Raw genomic sequence first — 18644 nt, forward strand, 5'->3', positions numbered from 1 at the left:
GCGCGGGAGTGCGGGAAAGCACTCGGACCCGCAGGCGCGTCGCCTGCGGGTCCGAGGGTGCCGACCGCTCAGTGCGGCCGGCCAGGCCTTACGCGGCGGCCTTGGGGGCGTTGACGTCGGCCGGGAGCGCCTTCTGCGCGACCTCGACGAGCGCGGCGAACGCGTTGGCGTCGTTGACGGCCAGCTCCGCGAGGATCTTGCGGTCCACCTCGATGTTGGCGGCCTTCAGACCCTGGATGAGGCGGTTGTACGTCATGCCGTTCTGGCGGGCAGCGGCGTTGATGCGCTGGATCCACAGCTGACGGAAGTCGCCCTTGCGCTTCTTGCGGTCGTTGAAGTTGTAGACCAGCGAGTGGGTGACCTGCTCCTTGGCCTTGCGGTACAGGCGCGAACGCTGACCGCGGTAGCCGGAGGCCGCCTCGAGGATCGCCCGGCGCTTCTTGTGGGCGTTTACTGCCCGCTTGACGCGTGCCACTTTTTAACTCCTTGTAGCGGGGCCGTGGGTGTCTTCACACGGCCCGGAAATTCGATGGGGTCCCGGTCTCGACATGCATCCGCTCCCTGCGGGGGGAGCGGTGGATGTCAGATGCCGAGAAGCTTCTTGATCTTCGCGGCGTCGCCGGGAGCCATCTCCGCGTTGCCGGTGAGGCGGCGGGTGACACGGGACGACTTGTGCTCAAGCAGGTGGCGCTTGCCGGCGCGCTCGCGGAGCACCTTGCCGGAGCCGGTGACCTTGAAGCGCTTCTTGGTACCGCTGTGCGTCTTGTTCTTCGGCATGGCGCCGTTATCTCCTCGTCGGTGGCGCTCCCTCGCCGGTCCGGACCGGACCGGCTGGTGGGAGCGTCATGTTGTGTCGGTGATTCGAGACAGATGCCTCGGAATCAGGCCTCGGCGTTCGCCTCACCGGCGTCGGCCTCGGTGACCTCGGCATCCTTGGCGTCCGTCGCCTCGACCGGGGCGGCCTCCTGGGAAGGAGTCGCCTCGTCGGCAGCGGCGGCACCCTGGCGCTCGGCCTTGCGGGCGGCCTGCGCCTCGCGGGCTTCGGCCATCGCCTCGGTCTTCTTCTTGTGCGGACCGAGGACCATGATCATGTTTCGGCCGTCCTGCTTCGGGTTCGACTCGATGAAGCCGAGCTCCTCGACGTCCGAAGCGAGACGCTGCAGCAGTCGGTAGCCGAGTTCCGGCCGGGACTGCTCGCGACCACGGAACATGATCGTGATCTTGACCTTGTCGCCCTGCTTGAGGAACCGAACGACGTGACCCTTCTTGGTGTCATAGTCGTGCGGGTCGATCTTCGGCCGGAGCTTCATTTCCTTGATGACCGTGTGCGCCTGGTTCTTGCGCGCCTCACGGGCCTTCATGGCCGACTCGTACTTGAACTTGCCGTAGTCCATGAGCTTGCAGACCGGCGGGCGTGCGGACGCCGCGACCTCGACCAGGTCGAGGTCGTACTCCTGCGCGAGCTCAAGCGCCTTGGCAAGCGGCACGATGCCGACCTGCTCGCCGCTGGGACCGACGAGTCGTACCTCGGGAACGCGAATCCGGTCGTTGATGCGGGGCTCGGTGCTGATGGATCCTCCTCGGTAGCACCACACGACTGCCTGGCAGACAGCCGCTGACGTGTATTTCCGTCAGACCGACCGCGGCGGGAGAATGAAAAAAGCCCCGCCGGGCACAGGCAGGGGCTCCAAAACAACCGGAGCACCGCCGCATGCGAAGACGCGGGGCGCAGACTCGGGCGGCTTTCCATCGTCCGTACGGAACGATGGATGCCGCCTGACCGGTGACCCGCCGCCCCGGAAGGCGGTCAGGTGGGAGAACGGAGCCTCCACTTGTGGGCCGGACGCCACAGCATCCGGCCGGTCGATGTACATACTAGCACCCGCGTTGCAAGCCCGCCGCACGGCATATCGTGGTCCGCATGACTGACGCGACGCCCCCCACCTCCACCGACACCACCGCCGACCACGCCCCCGACTACGACGCCATGACCCGCGACATCGCGGACGTGCCCGCCGTCGAGGTGATCACCACGGTGGCCGTGCACCTGCTGAGCGCCGCGGCGGTCAACCTGGGCCTGGACAAGCCGGACTCCGAACACAAGGACCTCGACGAGGCCCGCAAGCTGATCACGGCCCTGGCCGGCCTGGTCACCGCGAGCGCCACCGAGATCAGCTCCTTCCACGCCGCCCCGCTGCGCGACGGCCTGAAGTCGCTCCAGCTGGCCTTCCGCGAGGCCTCGATCGTCCCGGACGAGCCGGGCCAGGGCCCGGGCGAGAAGTTCACCGGACCCGTCTTCGGCTGATCCCGCCGGGGAACACGACGCGGGAGGGGCGGGCCGTGACAGTCGTCACGGCCCGCCCCTCCCGCGTCGTTCAGCGGGTGAAGAGCGGCTCGCCGGGCGGAACCGGGGCGTCCGGCGGCAGCAGCGCCAGGTTCAGTCCGCGTACCAGGCGGGCCCGCAGGGTGGTGTCCGCCGCCAGGGCCTCGGCGACCCGGCGGGCCGCGGCCGGGGCCTCGGCGTCCGGGGCCGGCACGATCGCGAGGATCCCGTCGGCCTCCGCCCCGCCCGGGCCCAGGTGGGCCCGGAGCACGGCGGGCTCGGCGGCCACGACCGCCCGTACGGCCTCCCGTACGGCGGGGTCGGCCAGCGGGTCCGTGTCCGTGCGGCCCTCGGCGAGCGCGAGCAGCGCCCGGCCGGTCAGCTGGTAGGCGACCGGGCCGGCCAGGTCCAGCACCACCGTGTCCGCCTTCTCGTGCGCGGCGGCGGCGAGGGCCTGGTGCAGCGGTACGGCCACCGGGCGGGCGGCCGGGTCCCAGAGCGCGAGCGAGGCGATCGAGGTGAAGGCGGGCAGGGCCCGCCGGTCTCCCGCCCGCAGGGTGGGGACGGCCATGTCGCTGGTCTTCTCCCGCTTGAGGCCGGTCTCGGGGTCGGTCTCCACCTCGCCGAGCATCGCGACCACCGGGACCAGCAGCCGGGCGCCCTTGAGCGCCGCCAGCACCCGCGGCTCCTGCGTGCGGTCCTCGGCCCACGCGGCGAGGGCCGCGGTCAGCTCGGGATCGGCGGAGCCGTCGTCGTCGGAGAACCCGGGGTCGGGAATGTTCTTGTTCGCCATGTTCGCCACAGTTACCCGACCCTACTGTGCCGGGTACGGGTCGCGGTCCCGGGGACCCCGGCGCGGGCGCCGGGCCAGTACGGCGGCCAGGACGAGCAGCGCCGCCCCGGCCACCGCGGCCGCCGGGGCACGGAGCCGGTCCCCCCGCTCGGGCGGGCGGGCCGGCTCGGGGCCCGGGCCGAAGTACCGGCTCGCGGCCGCGGCCGGCGCGGGCACCGCCGCCTCCGCCCGCATCGTCCCCGCGACCTGGAGGGCTGCGGCGGGGTCGACCGTTCCGTGTCCGCGGGCGTCGTCGCGACCGCCGGCCGGGGAGTCGGAGGCGGTGTCCTCCAGCAGCTTCTTGATCTGGGCCGGGGAGAGGTCGGGGTGCGCGGCCTTGACGAGGGCCGCCGCGCCGGAGACGAAGGCCGCGGCGGCGCTGGTGCCCCAGCCCTCGTAGTAGGAGCGGTCGGGGTCGGCGATGACGACGTCGACGCCTGGGGCGCTCACGGTCGCGTACCAGTTGCGGGTGGAGAACTTGGCCTTCCTGCCGCGGCGGTCGACGGCGGTCACGGCGATGACCCCCGGGTAGGCGGCCGGGTAGGAGACGCGGTCGCCGGTCTCGCCGCCGTTGCCCGCGGAGGCGACGACGACCACGCCCTTGGCGAGGGCGTACTGGACGGCCTCGTCCTCGTCCGCCTCGTGGTGGGCGGAGTCGCTGTCGTCGCCGAGGGACAGGTTGATCACGTCGGCGCCGTGGTCCGTCGCCCAGCGGATGCCCTCGGCCAGGGCGCCGCCCTTGCTCTCGCGGGCCTTGGCCCGGCCCGGGTCGCCCTCTTCGAGGATCACCCGCACCGGCAGGATCCGTGCCTGCGGGGCGATGCCGAGCACGCCCTGGCCGCGGCTCGGGCCGTGGCCGTGCCCGGCGATGATGCTCGCCATGGCGGTCCCGTGGCGGGCCCAGGCGCGGTCGCCGGGGCCTGCGCCCGTGCCGATGAGGTCGGTGCCGGCGAGGACCTGCCCGGACAGGTCCGGGTGGGACTCGTCGACGCCGGTGTCGAGGACGGCGACGGTCACGCCGTCACCGCGGGTGGTGCCCCAGGCCTCCTCGGCGCGCAGGGCCAGGAGTCCCCACTGGCGGTCGCGGATGGTGTCGGCGGCGGCCGGGGTGGCGGTGGCCGTGACCGTGGCGGCGAGCAGGGCGGTGGCCGAGAGGACGGCTGCGGAGCGGAAGGTTCGCCGGCCGGTGTGGATGCGGGTGCGGGCTTCGACTCGGGCGGAGGTCATCGTGCGGCCTTCGGAGCGGGTGTGGCTGGTGCGGTGCCTGGGGTCGTCGCCGGGGCCGCGGGTGCGGGTGTGGGTGCGGCGAGGGCCGCGAGGCCGTCCCCGAGGCGGTCGGCGAGACCCTTGGCCTCGTGGCCGAGGCCTGCCCGGGCGGCGGCTTCCGTGGCGTCCTTCTTCACCAGCTCCTCGGCCGGGCGCGGGGCGTCCTGCGGGCGGCCGTCGGCGAAGGCGGAGACGGCGTAGACGACGGCGGGTGCCTCGGTACGCACCGAAGCGGCCCAGGCGGCGCGGCGGTCGTCGGGGAACCCGTAGGCGGGCGGGGCGGTGAGCCGGCCGCCGAGCGAGCGCATGGCGGGCTCGTCGGCGGGGGTGAAGACCATGCCGACGGCGATCAGGGAGCTGCGGGTGGCGTCGGTGTAGGTGGCGCGGAGTACGCGGGTGCAGCCGGTGGGGGCCAGCAGTGCCTGCCAGTCGGCGGCAAGGGCGGCCGGGCAGTCGGCGTCGGGGGCGAGCGCGATGCGGGTCCACGTGCGGTCGGCGCCGCCGGGGCCGGCCGAGGGGCCGGTGAGGACGGGCGGGAACAGGCTGTCCACGGGGGCGGCGCGCCACAGCGAGCCTGCCTTGCGGTAGGCGGCGTCGGCGGGCAGGGCGCGGTTCGCGGCGCGGTGCTCGACCCAGGTGGTGACGGCGGCTCCGCCGACGAGGCCGCCGCCGAGGACGAGGCAGAGCGCGGCCGCCGCGACACGGGCGGGGTGGCGGCGGGGCGGGGCGTGTGCGGGCTGGGGCGGCGGGGACCAGGGGTCGGGCTCACCCGGGATCGTGGTCCGCGGTGTCGTCGTGGTCATCCGGCGGCTCCGCCCCCCGTTCCGTACGGCTGCCTGTCCGTACTCTACGGGGTTCGCGGATGCGGACCGGCCGGGCGGGGGCGCCCGGCCGGCCGGGGTGGGGTGGTGGTGCGCTGCCGGCGCGGGGCGGTGGTGCGCTGCCGGCGCGGGGCGGGGTGGAGTGGGGTGGGACGCGGGGGCGGCGGTGGAGAGCGGGCCGGGGGCAGGGCCGGGGCGGGATGTCGTCCGGGACTGCATGATTTATGGCGCCTGAGGCGGCCATACCCCTACGGGCACCTGCCGCGCCACAAATCACGTTTCACGTCCCGGCCAACACCCCGCCCCGTCCCCACCCCCGTCCAGCAGATCCAGCCTCACCGACCCCCATCCAGCCCCGCCGAGCGGGGGTTGACCCGCACCCGACCCTGCGGCCGGAGGCCGAACCCCATCCAGCCCCGCCGGCGATTGAGGCGCCGGGTTTGGGGCGGAGCCCCTGGGGGTGGCCCGCACCCGACCCTGCGGCCGGGGGCCGACCCCCATCCAGCCCCGCCGGCGATTGAGGCGCGGGGTCCGGGGCGGAGCCCCGGGGGTGGCCCGCAGCCGACTGCTTCGGCTGGGGTCGGGGCGGAGCCCCGGGGGATTGGGGCGGGGGCCTACCCACCGGTACAGACCTCTGGCAAGCTGCCGCCCATGAACTCCGCCGCCGCCGACCGCGCCCGGTACGACCGGGCGACCGCCCACCTGGACGCGCCGCTGGCCATCGTGGATCTCGCGGCCTTCGACGCCAACGCCGACGATCTCGTGCGCCGGGCCGGCGGCAAGCCGGTGCGGGTGGCCAGCAAGTCGGTCCGGTGCCGGGCCCTGCTCGAACGGGTGCTGGCCCGGCCCGGGTTCGCCGGGATCATGTCGTACACGCTCGCCGAGTCGCTCTGGCTGGCGCGCTCCGGGTTCGAGGACGTGCTCCTCGCGTATCCGTCCGCGGACCGGGCCGGTTTCGGCGAGCTGGCGAACGACGCCAAGCTGGCCGCCGCCGTGACCGTGATGGTGGACGATCCCGCGCAGCTGGAGCTGATCGACGGGGCCCGTGACGGCGGTGGCGAGGAGATACGGGTCTGCCTGGAGCTGGACACCTCCCTGCGGTTGCTCGGCGGCCGGATCCGGGTGGGGGCGCGCCGCTCGCCGCTGCGCGAGCCCGCGGAGCTGGCCGCGCTGGCCCGTGCGGTCGCCGCCCGGCCCGGGTTCCGGGTGGTGGGGCTGATGGCGTACGAGGGGCACGTCGCCGGGGTCGGGGACGCGCTGGCGGGGCGCCCGCTGCGGTCCCGGGCCATCCGGCTGATGCAGGGGGCGGCGCGCCGGGAGCTCGCGGCGCGGCGGGCCGAGGTGGTGGCGGCCGTGCGGGCCGTGGTGCCGGATCTGGAGTTCGTCAACGGCGGCGGTACGGGCAGCGTGCAGCAGACCGCGGCCGAGGACGCGGTGACGGAGATCGCCGCCGGGTCGGGTCTGTACGTACCGCGGCTGTTCGACAACTACACCTCGTTCCGCGGGCGTCCGGCGGCGCTGTTCGCGCAGCCCGTGGTGCGCAGGCCCGGGGTGGGTGTGGTGACGGTGCTGGGCGGTGGCTATCCGGCCTCCGGGGCGGCCGGTTCGGACCGGCTGCCGGTCCCGTACCTGCCGCAGGGGCTGGGCTACGACCCGCAGGAGGGGGCGGGCGAGGTGCAGACGCCGCTGCTGGGGAGTCCGGCCGACGACCTGCTGATCGGCGACCGGGTCTGGTTCCGTCACGCGAAGGCGGGCGAGCTGTGCGAGCGGTTCGACACCCTGCACCTCGTGGAGGGGGATCGGGTCGCGGACAGCGTGCCGACCTACCGGGGCGAGGGGCGCACCTTCCTCTGAGGTCCGCGCCGGTGTACCGGGGCGGCCGGGCGTCGTGCGGCGCCCGGCCGGCCGTGGCTACAGCGGGGTGACGTACGCGCCCGCGATGCCGCCGTCGACGAGGAAGTCGGTGGCGTTGACAAAGGACGAGTCGTCGCTGGCGAGGAAGGCCACGGCGGCGGCGATCTCGGTGGGCTCCGCGAAGCGTCCGAGCGGGATGTGGACGAGCCGGCGGGCGGCGCGTTCGGGGTCCTTGGCGAAGAGCTCCTGGAGCAGGGGGGTGTTGACGGGCCCGGGGCACAGGGCGTTGACGCGGATGCCTTCGCGGGCGAACTGGACGCCGAGTTCGCGGGACATGGCGAGGACGCCGCCCTTGGAGGCGGTGTAGGAGATCTGGGATGTGGCGGCGCCCATGACGGCGACGAAGGAAGCGGTGTTGATGATGGAGCCGCGGCCCTGGCGCTGCATGTAGGGCAGGGCGGCCTTGCAGCAGAGGTAGACGGAGGTGAGGTTGACGTCCTGGACGCGGCGCCAGGCGTCGAGCTCGGTGGTGAGGATGGAGTCGTCGTCCGGAGGCGAGATGCCGGCGTTGTTGAAGGCGATGTCGACGGAGCCGTAGGTGTCGAAGGCGGTCTTGAAGAGGGCGTCGACGTCTTCCTTGTCGGTGACGTCGACCTTGACGAAGAGGCCTGCGACCTCTTCGGCGGCGGCCTTGCCGGCGGTTTCGTCGATGTCCGCGCAGACGACGTTGGCGCCTTCGGACGCGAGGCGGCGGGCGGTGGCGAGGCCGATGCCGCTGCCGGCTCCGGTGATGACGGCGGTACGGCCGACGAGGCGGCGGCAGATGATCTCTTCGTTGGACATGGGTTCTCAGGCCTCCGTGCTGATGAAGACGTTCTTGGTCTCGGTGAAAGCGGTGAGGGCGTCGGGTCCGAGCTCGCGGCCAAGTCCGGACTGCTTGTAGCCGCCGAAGGGGGTCCAGTAGCGGACGCTGCTGTGGGAGTTGACGGACAGGTTGCCGGCGGCGACGGCGCGCGAGACGCGCAGCGCGCGGCCGATGTCGCGGGTCCACAGGGAGCCGGAGAGGCCGTATTCGGTGGCGTTGGCCAGGCGTACGGCGTCCTCCTCGTCCTCGAAGGGCAGGACGACGGCGACGGGTCCGAAGATTTCTTCGGCGGCGACGGGCGCGGTGGGGGCGACACCGGTGACGAGGGTCGGCGGGTACCAGAAGCCGGGGCCTTCGGGGGCGGTGCCGCGGACGGTGGTGAGGTCGTCGGTGACGAAGGACCGTACGCGGTCCAGCTGGGTCCGGGAGATCAACGGGCCCACTTGTGTCTTCTCGTCGAGCGGGTCGCCGACGGTGACGGCCGCGATGCCGGGGGCGAGGAGGTCGAGGAAGCGGTCGTAGGCGGAGCGCTGTACGAGGATGCGGGTGCGGGCGCAGCAGTCCTGGCCGGTGTTGTCGAGGAAGGCCATGGGGGCGGCGGCCGCGGCGGCTTCCAGGTCGGCGTCGGCGAAGACGATGTTGGGGCTCTTGCCGCCGAGTTCGAGGGTGACGCGCTTCACCCGGTCGGCGCACTTGGCCATGATCTGCTTGCCGACGCGGGTGGAGCCGGTGAAGACGATCTTCGCGACGCCGGGGTGTTCGACGAGTGCGTCGCCGGCGGTGTCGCCGTGTCCGGGGAGCACCTGGAAGAGGTGCTCGGGGATCCCGGCTTCGAGGGCGAGTTCGGCGAGGCGCAGTGCGGTGAGGGGGGTGGTCTCGGCGGGTTTGAGGATGACGGCGTTGCCGGCGGCGAGGGCCGGGGCGAGGCCCCAGGCGGCGATCGGCATGGGGAAGTTCCAGGGGGCGATCACGCCGATGACGCCGAGGGGTTCGAGGAAGGTGACGTCGATGCCGCCGGCGACGGGGATCTGGCGGCCGTTGAGCCGTTCCACTCCCCCGGCGGCGAAGTCGAGGAGGTCGCGTACGTTGCCGGCTTCCCATCGGGCGTTGCCGATGGTGTGGCCGGCTTCGCGGACCTCCAGCAGGGCCAGTTCCTCGATGTGCCCGTCGACGACCGCGGCGAAGCGGCGCAGCAGGCGGGCGCGGTCGGCGGGGGCGGCCGCCGCCCAGGCGCGCTGGGCCGCGGCGGCCCGGGCGACGGCGGCGTCGACGTCGTCCCGTGTGGCGGCCGGGACGACGGCGACGAGTTCCTCGGTGGCCGGGTTGAGTACGCGTAGAGGGGAAGGGGCCGGCGCATCGGACACGTGGTGCCTCACAGTTTCGGTTCGGTGGCGGGCGGGGCTACAGGCGTTCGAAGGAGCGGCGCAGCTCCCAGTCGGTCACCGCTGAGTCGTAGGCGTCGAGTTCCACGCGGGCCATGTTGCGGTAGTGGGCGACGACCTCGGGGCCGAAGGCGGCCTTGGCGATCTCGCTGTTCTCCCAGAGTTCCGCGGCTTCGCGCAGGGTGGCGGGGACGTGGGCGTAGTCGCCGGTGTAGGCGTTGCCGGTGCAGATCGGCGGCAGTTCCAGGCGGTTCTCGATGCCGTAGATCCCGGCGGCGACCAGGCCGGCGACGGCGAGGTAGGGGTTGACGTCGCCGCCGGGGAGGCGGTTCTCGAAGCGCATGGAGCGGCCGTGGCCGACGACGCGCAGGGCGCAGGTGCGGTTGTCGAGGCCCCAGGCGACCGCGGTCGGCGCGAAGGATCCCGGCCGGAAACGCTTGTAGGAGTTGATGTTCGGGGCGTAGAGAAGGGAGAAGTCGCGCAGCGCGGCGAGCTGGCCGGCCAGGAAGTGGCGCATCACGGGGGACATGCCGTGTTCCCCGTGGCCCTCTCCGGCCATCGCGTTGCGTCCGTCGGCGTCGGTGAGCGAGAGGTGGATGTGACAGGAGTTGCCCTCGCGCTCGTCGTACTTGGCCATGAAGGTGAGCGAGACGCCTTCCTGGGAGGCGATCTCCTTGGCGCCGGTCTTGTAGACGGAGTGCTGGTCGCAGGTGGTGAGCGCCTCGTCGTAGCGGAAGGCGATCTCGTGCTGGCCGAGGTTGCACTCGCCCTTGGCCGACTCGACGGTCAGGCCGGCGGCCTGCATCTCGTTGCGGATCCGGCGCAGCAGGGGTTCGATGCGGCCGGTCCCGAGGACCGAGTAGTCGATGTTGTACTGGTTGGCGGGGGTCAGGCCTCGGTAGCCCGCGTTCCAGGCCTGTTCGTAGGTGTCCTTGAAGACCATGAACTCCAGCTCGGTGCCGACCATCGCGGTGTAGCCGTGCTCGGCGAGGCGGTCGAGCTGGCGGCGCAGGATCTGGCGGGGGGCGGCCACGACGGGCGTGCCGTCGTTCCAGGCCAGGTCGGCGAGGATGAAGGCGCTGCCGGGGTTCCAGGGGATGCGGCGCAGGGTGGCGGGGTCGGGGTGCATGGCGAAGTCGCCGTAGCCCCGCTCCCAGGAGGACATCTCGTAGCCGTCGACGGTGTTCATGTCGGTGTCGACGGCCAGGAGGTAGTTGCAGCCCTCGGTGGCGTGCGCGAGGACCTCGTCCAGGAAGAACTGTGCGGCGAACCGCTTGCCCTGGAGCCGCCCCTGCATGTCGGGGAAGGCCAGGACGACTGTGTCGATCTCACCGCTGGCGACGAGGGCGCGGAGCTCCTCGGGCGCGAGCGGCGGCTTGCGGTCTACCACGGGATTCTCTCCTTCGGTGAGCCGAGGAGGCCTAAGGTATTGAATAGAACCATTGCTTGGGAAGGGGAGGAGCCGAGATGACCGATACGGCGAGCCAGGGCGACGCCGCCCGGCGCCTGGACCCGGTGCTGCGCCAGGTGCGGGCGGGCAACGGTTTCGAGGAGGCGCTGGAGCAGATCCTCCAGGTGGTCCGCCTGGGGCTGGTGCCCGGCGGCGAACGGCTTCCGCCCGAGCGCGAGCTGGCCGAGCGGATGGGCATCAGCCGGGTCACCCTGCGCGAGGTCCTGAAGGTGCTGCAGGACCAGGGCCTGGTGGAGGCGCGCCGCGGCCGGTACGGCGGGACGTTCGTCCTGCCCCGCCCCGACACCCCGGCCGGCGGGGCCGAGGAGGAGCTGCGCAGACGGGTGGCGGGCGTGGACATCGAGGACGTCCTGCGCTTCCGCGAGGTCCTTGAGGTGGGGGCGGCCGGACTGTGCGCCTCCCAGGGGCTGTCCGAGGAGGGCACCGAACGGCTGCTCGCCGCGCTGGGGGCCACCCACGACGCCCCGCTCGCCGACTACCGCCGCCAGGACACCCTCTTCCACCTCACCCTGTGCGAGCTGGCCGGGTCCGCGACCCTGACGGCCCAGTACGCGGCCGTCCGGGCCACCGTCAACGACCTGCTCGACTGCATACCCCTGCTGGTGCGCAACCTGGAGCACTCCCAGCAGCAGCACACCGCGCTGGTGGAGTCGGTGCTCGAAAGGGACGCGGCCGGGGCGCGCGAGACCATGCGCGAGCACTGCTGCGGCACGGCGGCGCTGCTGCGCGGATTCCTCGCCTGAGGCGGGCGGGGACCGCGGGCCGGGAGGTGTCCGAGAGGTTTTCGTAACTTCTGTTTTACGCAGAGGTCTTGCGCGCTCCGCTCCACTAGGACAAAGGTACGCCCCACAACCATTGCCCTCAGGCAGGAGCGCACGATGGCCGACGACATCGAGACACGGCTGACAGCCGGGCCCGCACCCACCACGTCACCCGCCGCCGGCGGCGACGGCCCGGACGACTACCTGGAGCGCCGCACCCTGCGCCGCGGCAGCGCCGGCTGGCTGCTCCTGACCGGGCTCGGGGTCGCCTACGTCGTCTCCGGTGACTTCTCCGGCTGGAACGTCGGCCTCGACAAGGGCGGCTTCGGCGGTCTCGCCATCGCCACCGTCCTCATGGGCACCATGTATGCCTGCCTGGTCTTCTCCCTCGCGGAGCTGTCCACCATCCTGCCCACGGCGGGCGGCGGCTACGGCTTCGCGCGCCGCGCGCTGGGCCCCTGGGGCGGCTTCCTCACCGGCACCGCCATCCTCATCGAGTACATCCTCGCGCCGGCGGCGATCGTCATCTTCATCGGCGACTACGTGGAGTCCCTCGGCCTCTTCGGCCTGACCTCCAGCTGGCCCGTCTACCTCGGCTGCTTCGTCGTCTTCATCGGCGTCCACCTCTGGGGCGTCGGGGAGGCGCTCCGCTTCAGCCTCGTCGTCACCGCCGTCGCCGTCGCCGCGCTGCTGATCTTCGCCGTGGGCGCCTTCACCGAGTTCAGCGCCGACGGCCTGAACGACATCCCCGTCGACCCGGACGCCTTCGGCTCGAACTCCTGGCTGCCGCTGGGTGTGCTCGGCATCTGGGCCGCGTTCCCCTTCGGCATGTGGTTCTTCCTCGGCGTGGAAGGCGTACCGCTGGCGGCCGAGGAGGCCAAGGACCCGGTCCGCTCCATGCCGAAGGCGCTGGCCATCGCCATGGGCATCCTCACCCTGCTCGCCCTGATCACCTTCTTCGCCGCGACCGGCGCGCAGGGCGCCGACGCCGTCAAGTCGGCCGGCAACCCCCTCGTCGTCGCCCTGGAGGGGGACGGCGGCCCGACCGCCCTGAGCCGGTTCGTGAACTACGCGGGCCTCGCGGGCCTCGTCGCCTCCTTCTTCTCCCTCATCTACGCCGGCTCCCGCCAGCTCTTCGCCCTCTCGCGCGCCGGCTACCTGCCCCGCTTCCTCTCGCTCACCTCGAAGCGCAAGGCCCCCTACCTGGGCCTGATCATCCCCGGCGCGATCGGTTTCGCCCTGGCCGCCGCCACCGGCAACGGCGCCCGCATGCTCAACATCGCCGTCTTCGGCGCCACCATCTCCTACGCCCTGATGGCCCTCTCCCACATCGTGCTGCGCCGCCGGGAGCCGCGGCTGGAGCGCCCCTACCGCACCCCGGGCGGAATCCTGACCTCGTCGGTGGCCTTCGTACTCGCCCTGTCGGCCCTGGTCGCCACCTTCCTGGTGGACAAGGACGCGGCGTTCATCGCCCTGGCCGTGTACGCCGTCGCGCTGGCCTACTTCGCGGTCCACAGCCGGCACCACCTGGTGGCGTCGGCCCCCGAGGAGGAGTTCGCGGCCCTCGCGGAAGCCGAGGCGGAACTGGCCCGCGACTGAAACCCTGTCACCGTCCGCCCCGCCCCCTTTCCGGAGGTATCGAACGTGCCCAGGCCGCTCATCGGCATCACCACCTACGTCGAGGAATCCACCCGCTACGGCGTGTGGGACGTCCCGGCGTCCCTCGTACCGACCGGGTACCACGAACTCGTCCAGGCGGCGGGCGGCGCGGCCGTGCTGCTGCCGCCCGACGAGCCCGGATCGGCGGCGGAGGTGCTGAGCCGGGTGGACGGCCTGGTCGTCGCGGGCGGCCCCGACGTGGACCCGGTCCACTACGGAGCCGCGCGCGACCCCCGTACGGGCGCCCCCGCGGCGGTCCGCGACCGGTGGGAGCTGGCCCTGATCAACGCCGCCCTGGAGGCGGACGTGCCCGTCCTCGGCATCTGCCGCGGGATGCAGGCGCTGAACGTGGCCCTCGGCGGCACCCTGATCCAGCACATCGACGGGCACGTCGACACCCCGGGCGTCATGTCCTGGCACCCGGTCCGCCCGGTCCCGGGCACCCGTTACGCGGACCTCGTCCCCGACGAGGCGCAGGTCCCGACCTACCACCACCAGGCGGTCGAGCGCCTGGGCCGCGGCCTGGTCGCCTCGGCGCACGCGCTCGACGGCACGGTGGAGGCCATCGAACTGCCCGACCCGGCGCGCTGGGTGCTGGGCGTGCAGTGGCACCCGGAGCGGGACGACGACACCCGGGTGATGGCGTCCCTGATCACGGCCGCCGCCGTCCGCGGCGCGGTCCCGGTGGCCTGACAGACCGCCGGCCGCGGGCCCCGGCGCCTTCCCCAGCGCCGGGTCCCGCGGCCGGCCCGTACCCGGGCCGGCGGGCGCAGCCGTCACGAATGGCCCTCCGCCCGTCGGGCGGGCACGCTGGATGGGTGAGCACCGACAGACACCAGGCGTCGAAAGGGCCGGTGGCCGGGTTCCTGGACAACCCGGTCGTGGGCATGGCTCCGTGGATCGTCTTCTCGCTGCTGGTCGGCCCCGGACGGTTCGAACTGGCCGTCGGACTCGCCCTGGCAGCGGCGGTCACCCTCATCGCCGTCGGCCACCTCGTCCACCGCGGCAGCTCCTGGAAGCTGCTGGAGCTGGCCGACGTGGTCTTCTTCGCGTCGATGGCCGTCATCGGAGCCCTGGCCGACGAGGGAACCCTGCGCTGGCTGGAGACGTACGCGGGCGAGGTGGCCAACATCGCGCTGACGGTGATCGCCTTCGGCTCCATGGCCGTGGGAATGCCGTTCACCATCCAGTACGCCCGCGAGCAGGTCGACCCGTCCCTCTGGCACACCCGCGGCTTCCTGCGCACCAACTACATGATCACGGGGGCATGGGGCATCGCCTTCCTGATCGCGGCCGCGGCCGGAGCGTACGGGGACCTGGTCCTGCACAACCCGGACAACATCTGGACCGGCTGGATCATCCAGATCCTGGCGATCGTCGCCGCGGTGAAGTTCACCGTCTGGTACCCGGACGTCGCCCGCGCCCGGGGTGTCCGCGAAGCCGCCGGCCTGCCGCCCGAGCCCACCGAGTGGGCGGGCTTCCTGGTACCGCTGGCGGGCCTGCTCGTACCGATCGGCATCGCCGTGCTGATCTTCGACAACATGTGGTGGCTGGGAGCCGCCCTGATCGTCGCGGGCACGCTCCTGACGAAAACCCTCCAGGCCCGGTCCCGTACCCCGCAGACCTGAGCCCTCAGGGCGTGCCCCGGGTCAGGGACAGCAGGTCCCGGGCCGGGCCCGCCGGGCGGGCACCCGCCGGCCAGACGGCCCTCAGAGCCCGCCCGAGCCCGGCGCCCGACACCGGCACCTCCACCAGCCGGCGCGCGGCCAGCTCGTCCACGACTGCCAGCTCCGACAGCACGCACGGCCCCGCGCCGCCCAGCGCCGCCGCCTTCACCGCCGTCGTCGACGCCAGCTCCAGCAGCGGTGCGGCCAGCCCGCCGTGCCCGGCCAGCGCGGCGTCCAGCACCTGCCGGGTACCCGACCCCCGCTCACGCAGGATCAGCGGGGTCGCCGCCAGTTCGGCCGCCTCCACACCCCGCGTCCGCCGGGCCCACGGATGGACCGGCGCCACCGCCACGACCAGGCGGTCCTGCGCGATCACCGCCGAGTCCAGCCCCTCGGGCACCGTCAGCCCCTCCACGAAGCCCAGGTCGGCCTCATGCGTGAGCACCCGCTGCACGACCACCGCGGAGTTGCCCGCGTGCAGCGACACCGCCGTGTCCGGCCGCTGCCCGCGCAGCGCGATCAGCCACCCCGGCAGCAGGTACTCGGCGATGGTCATGCTGGCCGCCACCCGCAGCCGCGAGTCCCGCCGCCCCCGCAGCGCCTGCGCACCCGCGTCGAAGGCCTCCGCCGCCTCCACCACCCGCCGGGCCCAGTCGGTGACCAGCGCGCCCTCGGCCGTCAGCGTCGACCCCCGCGGAGAACGGTCCACCAGGGCCACCCCCAGCCGGCTCTCCATCGCCCGGATCCGGCTGCTCGCCGCGGGCTGGGTGATGCCCAGCCGCCGGGCCGCCCCGCTCAGGCTCCCGACACGGGCCACCGCCAGCAGCAGCTCCAGCGCTCCCAGGTCCGGTACGCGGTGCGCCAGCGGAACCCACTCCTCATCACCCATAACATCAGTTTATGTCCCTATAGAAAGCCGATCTCTGCCGTACGCCCCGCCCCGGCAGGACGCTGGACCCATGGCCACCACCGTCGTGCGACCCCGCACCCTCACCGAACCCGCGCCCACCGCCCACAAGGCACCGGCGCTGCGACACCTCGGCCCGAACTGGTACGCCTGCGTCATGGGCACCGCGATCGTCGCCAACGCCGGCGCGACCCTCCCCTACCAGCTCCCCGGCCAGCGCGTGGCCTGCCAGCTCGTCTGGGCGCTGTCCGCCGCCGCCCTCGCCGTCCTGCTCACGGCCCGCGCCGGACACTGGCTCCACCACCGCGACCAGGCCCGCGCCCACCTCCTCGACCCCGCCGTCGCCCCCTTCTACGGCTGCCTGTCGATGGCGCTGCTGGCCGTCGGCGGCGGCACCCTCGTCGTCGGCAGCGACCTCATCGGCACCGGCGCGGCCGTCGCCGCCGGCGCCGTGCTCTTCACCGCGGGCACCGCGATCGGCCTGGTCGGAGCCGTGGCCGTGCCCTATCTGATGGTGGTACGCCACAAGGTCGAGCCGAGGCAGGCCACCCCCGTCTGGCTGCTCCCCGTGGTCGCGCCCATGGTCTCCGCCGCCGTCGGCCCGCTGCTGATACCCCACCTGCCCCCCGGCCAGCCCCGCGAGGCCCTGCTGCTCGCCTGCTACGCCATGTTCGGCATCAGCCTGCTCGCCACGCTGCTGATGCTGCCCCTGATCTTCGGCCGGCTGATCGTGGGCGGCCCCCTGCCCCTGGCCCTCACCCCGACCCTGTTCCTGGTCCTCGGCCCTCTCGGCCAGTCCACCACCGCCGTGAACCTGCTCGCCGACATGGCCCCGCAGGCCGTCGGCGCCCCCTACGCCGGCGCGCTCGGCGCCTTCGCGTTCGTCTACGGGGTGCCCGTGACGGGCTTCGCCCTGCTGTGGCTGGCCCTCGCCGTGTGCCTGCTGGTCCGGGCGGCCCGGGCCGGCATGGGCTTCGCGATGACCTGGTGGGCGCTGACCTTCCCCGTCGGGACCTGCGTCACCGGCGCCGCCGGCCTGGCCCGCCACACCGGCCTCACGGCCCTCGCCTGGCTCGCGGCGGCCCTCTTCCTGGCCCTGCTGGCCGCCTGGCTCCTCGCCACCGCCCACACCCTCCGCGGCCTCCTGACGGGCCGCCTCCTCTCATAGCCCTTCCGCTCCCGCGGGGGGTGGCGGTCTCGGGCGTCGGCCCGGGCCGGTGTGCCGGGGCCCCTTCGCTCCCGCGGGGGTGGCGGTTTCGGGGTGGCCCCCGGGCCGGTGGTGCTGGGGCTCTGCCCTTCCGCTCCCGCGGGGGTGGCGGATGCGGGGTAGCCCCCGGGCCGGTGTGCTGGGGCTCCGCCCCAGACCCCGCGCCTCAAGCGCCGGCGGGGCTGGTGTGGTGCGGGCGGTCGCGGGGCCGGGCCCTTCCGCTCCCGCGGGGGTGGCGGTTTGGGGGTGGCCCCCGGGCCGGTGTGCTGGGGCTCTGCCCCAGGCCCCGCGCCGTTCCGCTCCCGCGGGGGTGGCGGTTTCGGGCGTCGGCCCGGGTCAGTGTGCTGGGGCTCTGCCCCAGGCCCCGCGCCCTTCCGCTCCCGCGGGGGTGGCGGGTTTGGGGGTGGCCCCCGGGCCGGTGGTGCTGGGGCGCTGCCCCAGGCCCCGCGCCTCAAGCGCCGGCGGGGCTGGGATGGTGCGGGCGGTCGCGGGGCCGGGCAGGGGTGTCTCCTCGGCTCGGCGAGCGCGAGCGATCACCACGGTGCCCGGCGGTGACGCCTCGTCCTGCGGGGACACCCCTGCCCGTCCCCGCTCCAACCGCGACGAGGAGGTTTCAGAAGGCGCCTTGGGCGGCTGCCGGGTACAGGCGAATGCACTGCCGTGGGGTGGGGACACGGCGGAGTGTCCCCGCAGGACGAGCGCGCACCACCGACCCACCTCCGCAATCCTGGGCACCGCGCGAGCCGAGGAGACATTCCGGCGGGGCACCACCCCACACCACCCAAGCCCCGCCGGCGATTGAGGCGCGGGGCCTGGGGCAGAGCCCCAGCACACCGGCCCGCACACACCACCCCGCGGGAGCGGAACGGCGGGGTCTGGGGCGGAGCCCCAGCAGGGAACCGCTCAGATCGCCGCGCGCACCGCCTCCGCCAACACCCCCGCCGCCCGCGCCAGCGAAGGCCCGTACCAGGTCAGATGCCGTCCGCTGACCAACGCCGCCGGCAAGCCGGGAAAGGCCTCCGGTCCGTCGCCCGCCGCGAAGGCGTACGGCTCGTCGGGCAGCACCACCAGATCGCACTCCGCCGCCGCCAGTTCCTCCACCGGGATCCTCGGATACCGCTCCGCGTGCCCGGCGTAGACGTTCCGTACGCCGAGCCGGCCCAGCAGGTCACCCGCGAAGGTGTCCCGGCCCAGCACCATCCACGGCCGCCGCCACACCGGTACGAAGGCCGACAGCTCGCCCACCCGTTCCACGCCGGCCCATGCGGCCTCCGCGTCCGCCAGCCATGCCGGCCTTGCCAGCCCCAGCGCCCCCACCAGTACCCGGTCCAGTTCCCGCAGCGCCTGCGGAAGGTCGCGGACCTCGGTGACGAGTACCTCCAGGCCCGCCGCGCGCAGCGCGGCCAGGTCCGGTGCCCGGTTCTCCTCCTCGTTGGCGATCACCAGATCCGGGCGGAGTGCCGCGATCCTGCGCACGTCGGGGTTCTTCGTCCCGCCGATCCGCTCCGCACCCCCGAGATCCGCGGGGTGCGTGCACCAGTCGGTGGCCCCGACCAGGAGCCCCGGCGCACTCACGGCCACCGCCTCGGTCAGGGACGGCACCAGGGACACGACCCGCCGGCGCACCGT

18 protein-coding genes are annotated in these 18644 nt (G+C 73.6%); 7 read left to right on the forward strand and 11 right to left on the reverse strand.

All coding sequences use genetic code 11. The features are described from left to right. Positions 1–88: 88 nt before the first annotated feature. The 3 genes from rplT to infC all read right to left on the reverse strand — a co-directional run bounded on the left by rplT (position 89) and on the right by infC (position 1595). Positions 89–475, reverse strand: coding sequence for a 50S ribosomal protein L20 (rplT, locus tag BSL84_RS06835; protein WP_007263143.1), 387 nt, complete (start codon positions 473–475; stop codon positions 89–91). Between the two features lie 107 nt (positions 476–582). Then, entirely contained in the window at positions 583–777 is a 195-nt protein-coding gene (gene rpmI / locus BSL84_RS06840) for a 50S ribosomal protein L35 (RefSeq protein WP_030012385.1), read from the reverse strand. A 104-nt stretch (positions 778–881) separates the two neighbouring features. Further along, a complete protein-coding gene (gene infC, locus BSL84_RS06845) occupies positions 882–1595 on the reverse strand; it encodes a translation initiation factor IF-3 (protein WP_030037391.1) in 714 nt (237 codons plus the stop codon). 326 nt (positions 1596–1921) lie between these two features. Between infC and BSL84_RS06850 the strand changes: the two genes are divergently transcribed. After that, complete coding sequence (locus BSL84_RS06850) at positions 1922–2305, forward strand: DUF1844 domain-containing protein (protein ID WP_030037390.1); 384 nt, start codon at positions 1922–1924, stop codon at positions 2303–2305. Positions 2306–2375: 70 nt separating this feature from the next. Here the strand turns inward: BSL84_RS06850 and BSL84_RS06855 are convergent, their stop codons facing one another. From BSL84_RS06855 to BSL84_RS06865, 3 genes are read right to left on the reverse strand one after another with little or no spacing between them, the layout of a single operon-like run. Beyond that, positions 2376–3116 carry an SseB family protein gene (locus tag BSL84_RS06855; RefSeq protein WP_075970012.1) on the reverse strand — a complete coding sequence of 247 codons (741 nt, stop codon included), beginning with the start codon at positions 3114–3116 and terminating at the stop codon, positions 2376–2378. Positions 3117–3137: 21 nt separating this feature from the next. Further along, a complete protein-coding gene (mycP, locus tag BSL84_RS06860; protein ID WP_045323910.1) occupies positions 3138–4382 on the reverse strand; it encodes a type VII secretion-associated serine protease mycosin in 1245 nt (414 codons plus the stop codon). After that, positions 4379–5224: a hypothetical protein gene (locus BSL84_RS06865; RefSeq protein WP_075970013.1), complete on the reverse strand. Its 846-nt coding sequence runs from the start codon at positions 5222–5224 to the stop codon at positions 4379–4381. Before BSL84_RS06865 ends, mycP begins: the two co-directional genes overlap by 4 nt. A 669-nt stretch (positions 5225–5893) precedes the next feature. Between BSL84_RS06865 and BSL84_RS06870 the strand changes: the two genes are divergently transcribed. After that, a complete protein-coding gene (locus BSL84_RS06870; RefSeq protein ID WP_045324123.1) occupies positions 5894–7096 on the forward strand; it encodes an alanine racemase in 1203 nt (400 codons plus the stop codon). Between the two features lie 57 nt (positions 7097–7153). Here the strand turns inward: BSL84_RS06870 and BSL84_RS06875 are convergent, their stop codons facing one another. From BSL84_RS06875 to BSL84_RS06885, 3 genes are read right to left on the reverse strand one after another with little or no spacing between them, the layout of a single operon-like run. Further along, positions 7154–7939: a 3-oxoacyl-ACP reductase gene (locus BSL84_RS06875; protein WP_030031919.1), complete on the reverse strand. Its 786-nt coding sequence runs from the start codon at positions 7937–7939 to the stop codon at positions 7154–7156. 6 nt (positions 7940–7945) lie between these two features. Further along, a complete protein-coding gene (locus BSL84_RS06880; protein ID WP_075971998.1) occupies positions 7946–9325 on the reverse strand; it encodes an aldehyde dehydrogenase family protein in 1380 nt (459 codons plus the stop codon). A 37-nt stretch (positions 9326–9362) separates the two neighbouring features. Then, positions 9363–10733 (reverse strand): glutamine synthetase family protein, encoded by a 1371-nt coding sequence (locus tag BSL84_RS06885; protein WP_075970014.1) that lies wholly within the window; start codon positions 10731–10733, stop codon positions 9363–9365. Positions 10734–10810: 77 nt separating this feature from the next. On the opposite strand from BSL84_RS06885, the gene BSL84_RS06890 reads away from it, so the two are divergent. From BSL84_RS06890 to BSL84_RS06905, 4 genes are all read left to right on the forward strand, one after another. Beyond that, entirely contained in the window at positions 10811–11557 is a 747-nt protein-coding gene (locus BSL84_RS06890; protein WP_030029660.1) for a FadR/GntR family transcriptional regulator, read from the forward strand. A gap of 135 nt (positions 11558–11692) precedes the next feature. After that, positions 11693–13174, forward strand: a complete 1482-nt coding sequence (eat, locus tag BSL84_RS06895; RefSeq protein WP_045324120.1) for an ethanolamine permease — start codon at positions 11693–11695, stop codon at positions 13172–13174. A 45-nt stretch (positions 13175–13219) separates the two neighbouring features. Continuing rightward, positions 13220–13927 carry a gamma-glutamyl-gamma-aminobutyrate hydrolase family protein gene (locus BSL84_RS06900; protein ID WP_045324119.1) on the forward strand — a complete coding sequence of 236 codons (708 nt, stop codon included), beginning with the start codon at positions 13220–13222 and terminating at the stop codon, positions 13925–13927. Positions 13928–14052: 125 nt separating this feature from the next. Beyond that, complete coding sequence (locus BSL84_RS06905) at positions 14053–14862, forward strand: hypothetical protein (protein WP_037662711.1); 810 nt, start codon at positions 14053–14055, stop codon at positions 14860–14862. A 4-nt stretch (positions 14863–14866) separates the two neighbouring features. On the opposite strand, the gene BSL84_RS06910 is transcribed toward BSL84_RS06905, so the two are convergent. After that, positions 14867–15790, reverse strand: coding sequence for a LysR family transcriptional regulator (locus BSL84_RS06910; protein ID WP_045324118.1), 924 nt, complete (start codon positions 15788–15790; stop codon positions 14867–14869). Positions 15791–15860: 70 nt separating this feature from the next. Here BSL84_RS06910 and BSL84_RS06915 point away from each other — a divergent pair, with 70 nt between their 5' ends. After that, positions 15861–16976: a TDT family transporter gene (locus BSL84_RS06915; RefSeq protein WP_037664976.1), complete on the forward strand. Its 1116-nt coding sequence runs from the start codon at positions 15861–15863 to the stop codon at positions 16974–16976. A gap of 942 nt (positions 16977–17918) precedes the next feature. On the opposite strand, the gene BSL84_RS06920 is transcribed toward BSL84_RS06915, so the two are convergent. After that, the gene (locus BSL84_RS06920; protein ID WP_030031149.1) at positions 17919–18641 is read right to left on the reverse strand and encodes a helical backbone metal receptor; all 723 of its coding nucleotides are present in this window, start codon (positions 18639–18641) and stop codon (positions 17919–17921) included. Positions 18642–18644: the final 3 nt, after the last annotated feature.

Source organism: Streptomyces sp. TN58 (genome assembly GCF_001941845.1).
Lineage (GTDB): Bacteria > Actinomycetota > Actinomycetes > Streptomycetales > Streptomycetaceae > Streptomyces.

Bases quoted from the DNA above. Each gene is read 5' to 3' on its own strand.
- rpmI (WP_030012385.1), bottom strand. From the start codon at position 777: ATGCCGAAGAACAAGACGCACAGCGGTACCAAGAAGCGCTTCAAGGTC.
- BSL84_RS06850 (WP_030037390.1), top strand. From the start codon at position 1,922: ATGACTGACGCGACGCCCCCCACCTCCACCGACACCACCGCCGACCAC.
- BSL84_RS06855 (WP_075970012.1), bottom strand. From the start codon at position 3,116: ATGGCGAACAAGAACATTCCCGACCCCGGGTTCTCCGACGACGACGGC.
- mycP (WP_045323910.1), bottom strand. From the start codon at position 4,382: ATGACCTCCGCCCGAGTCGAAGCCCGCACCCGCATCCACACCGGCCGG.
- BSL84_RS06865 (WP_075970013.1), bottom strand. From the start codon at position 5,224: ATGACCACGACGACACCGCGGACCACGATCCCGGGTGAGCCCGACCCC.
- BSL84_RS06870 (WP_045324123.1), top strand. From the start codon at position 5,894: ATGAACTCCGCCGCCGCCGACCGCGCCCGGTACGACCGGGCGACCGCC.
- BSL84_RS06875 (WP_030031919.1), bottom strand. From the start codon at position 7,939: ATGTCCAACGAAGAGATCATCTGCCGCCGCCTCGTCGGCCGTACCGCC.
- BSL84_RS06890 (WP_030029660.1), top strand. From the start codon at position 10,811: ATGACCGATACGGCGAGCCAGGGCGACGCCGCCCGGCGCCTGGACCCG.
- eat (WP_045324120.1), top strand. From the start codon at position 11,693: ATGGCCGACGACATCGAGACACGGCTGACAGCCGGGCCCGCACCCACC.
- BSL84_RS06910 (WP_045324118.1), bottom strand. From the start codon at position 15,790: ATGGGTGATGAGGAGTGGGTTCCGCTGGCGCACCGCGTACCGGACCTG.
- BSL84_RS06915 (WP_037664976.1), top strand. From the start codon at position 15,861: ATGGCCACCACCGTCGTGCGACCCCGCACCCTCACCGAACCCGCGCCC.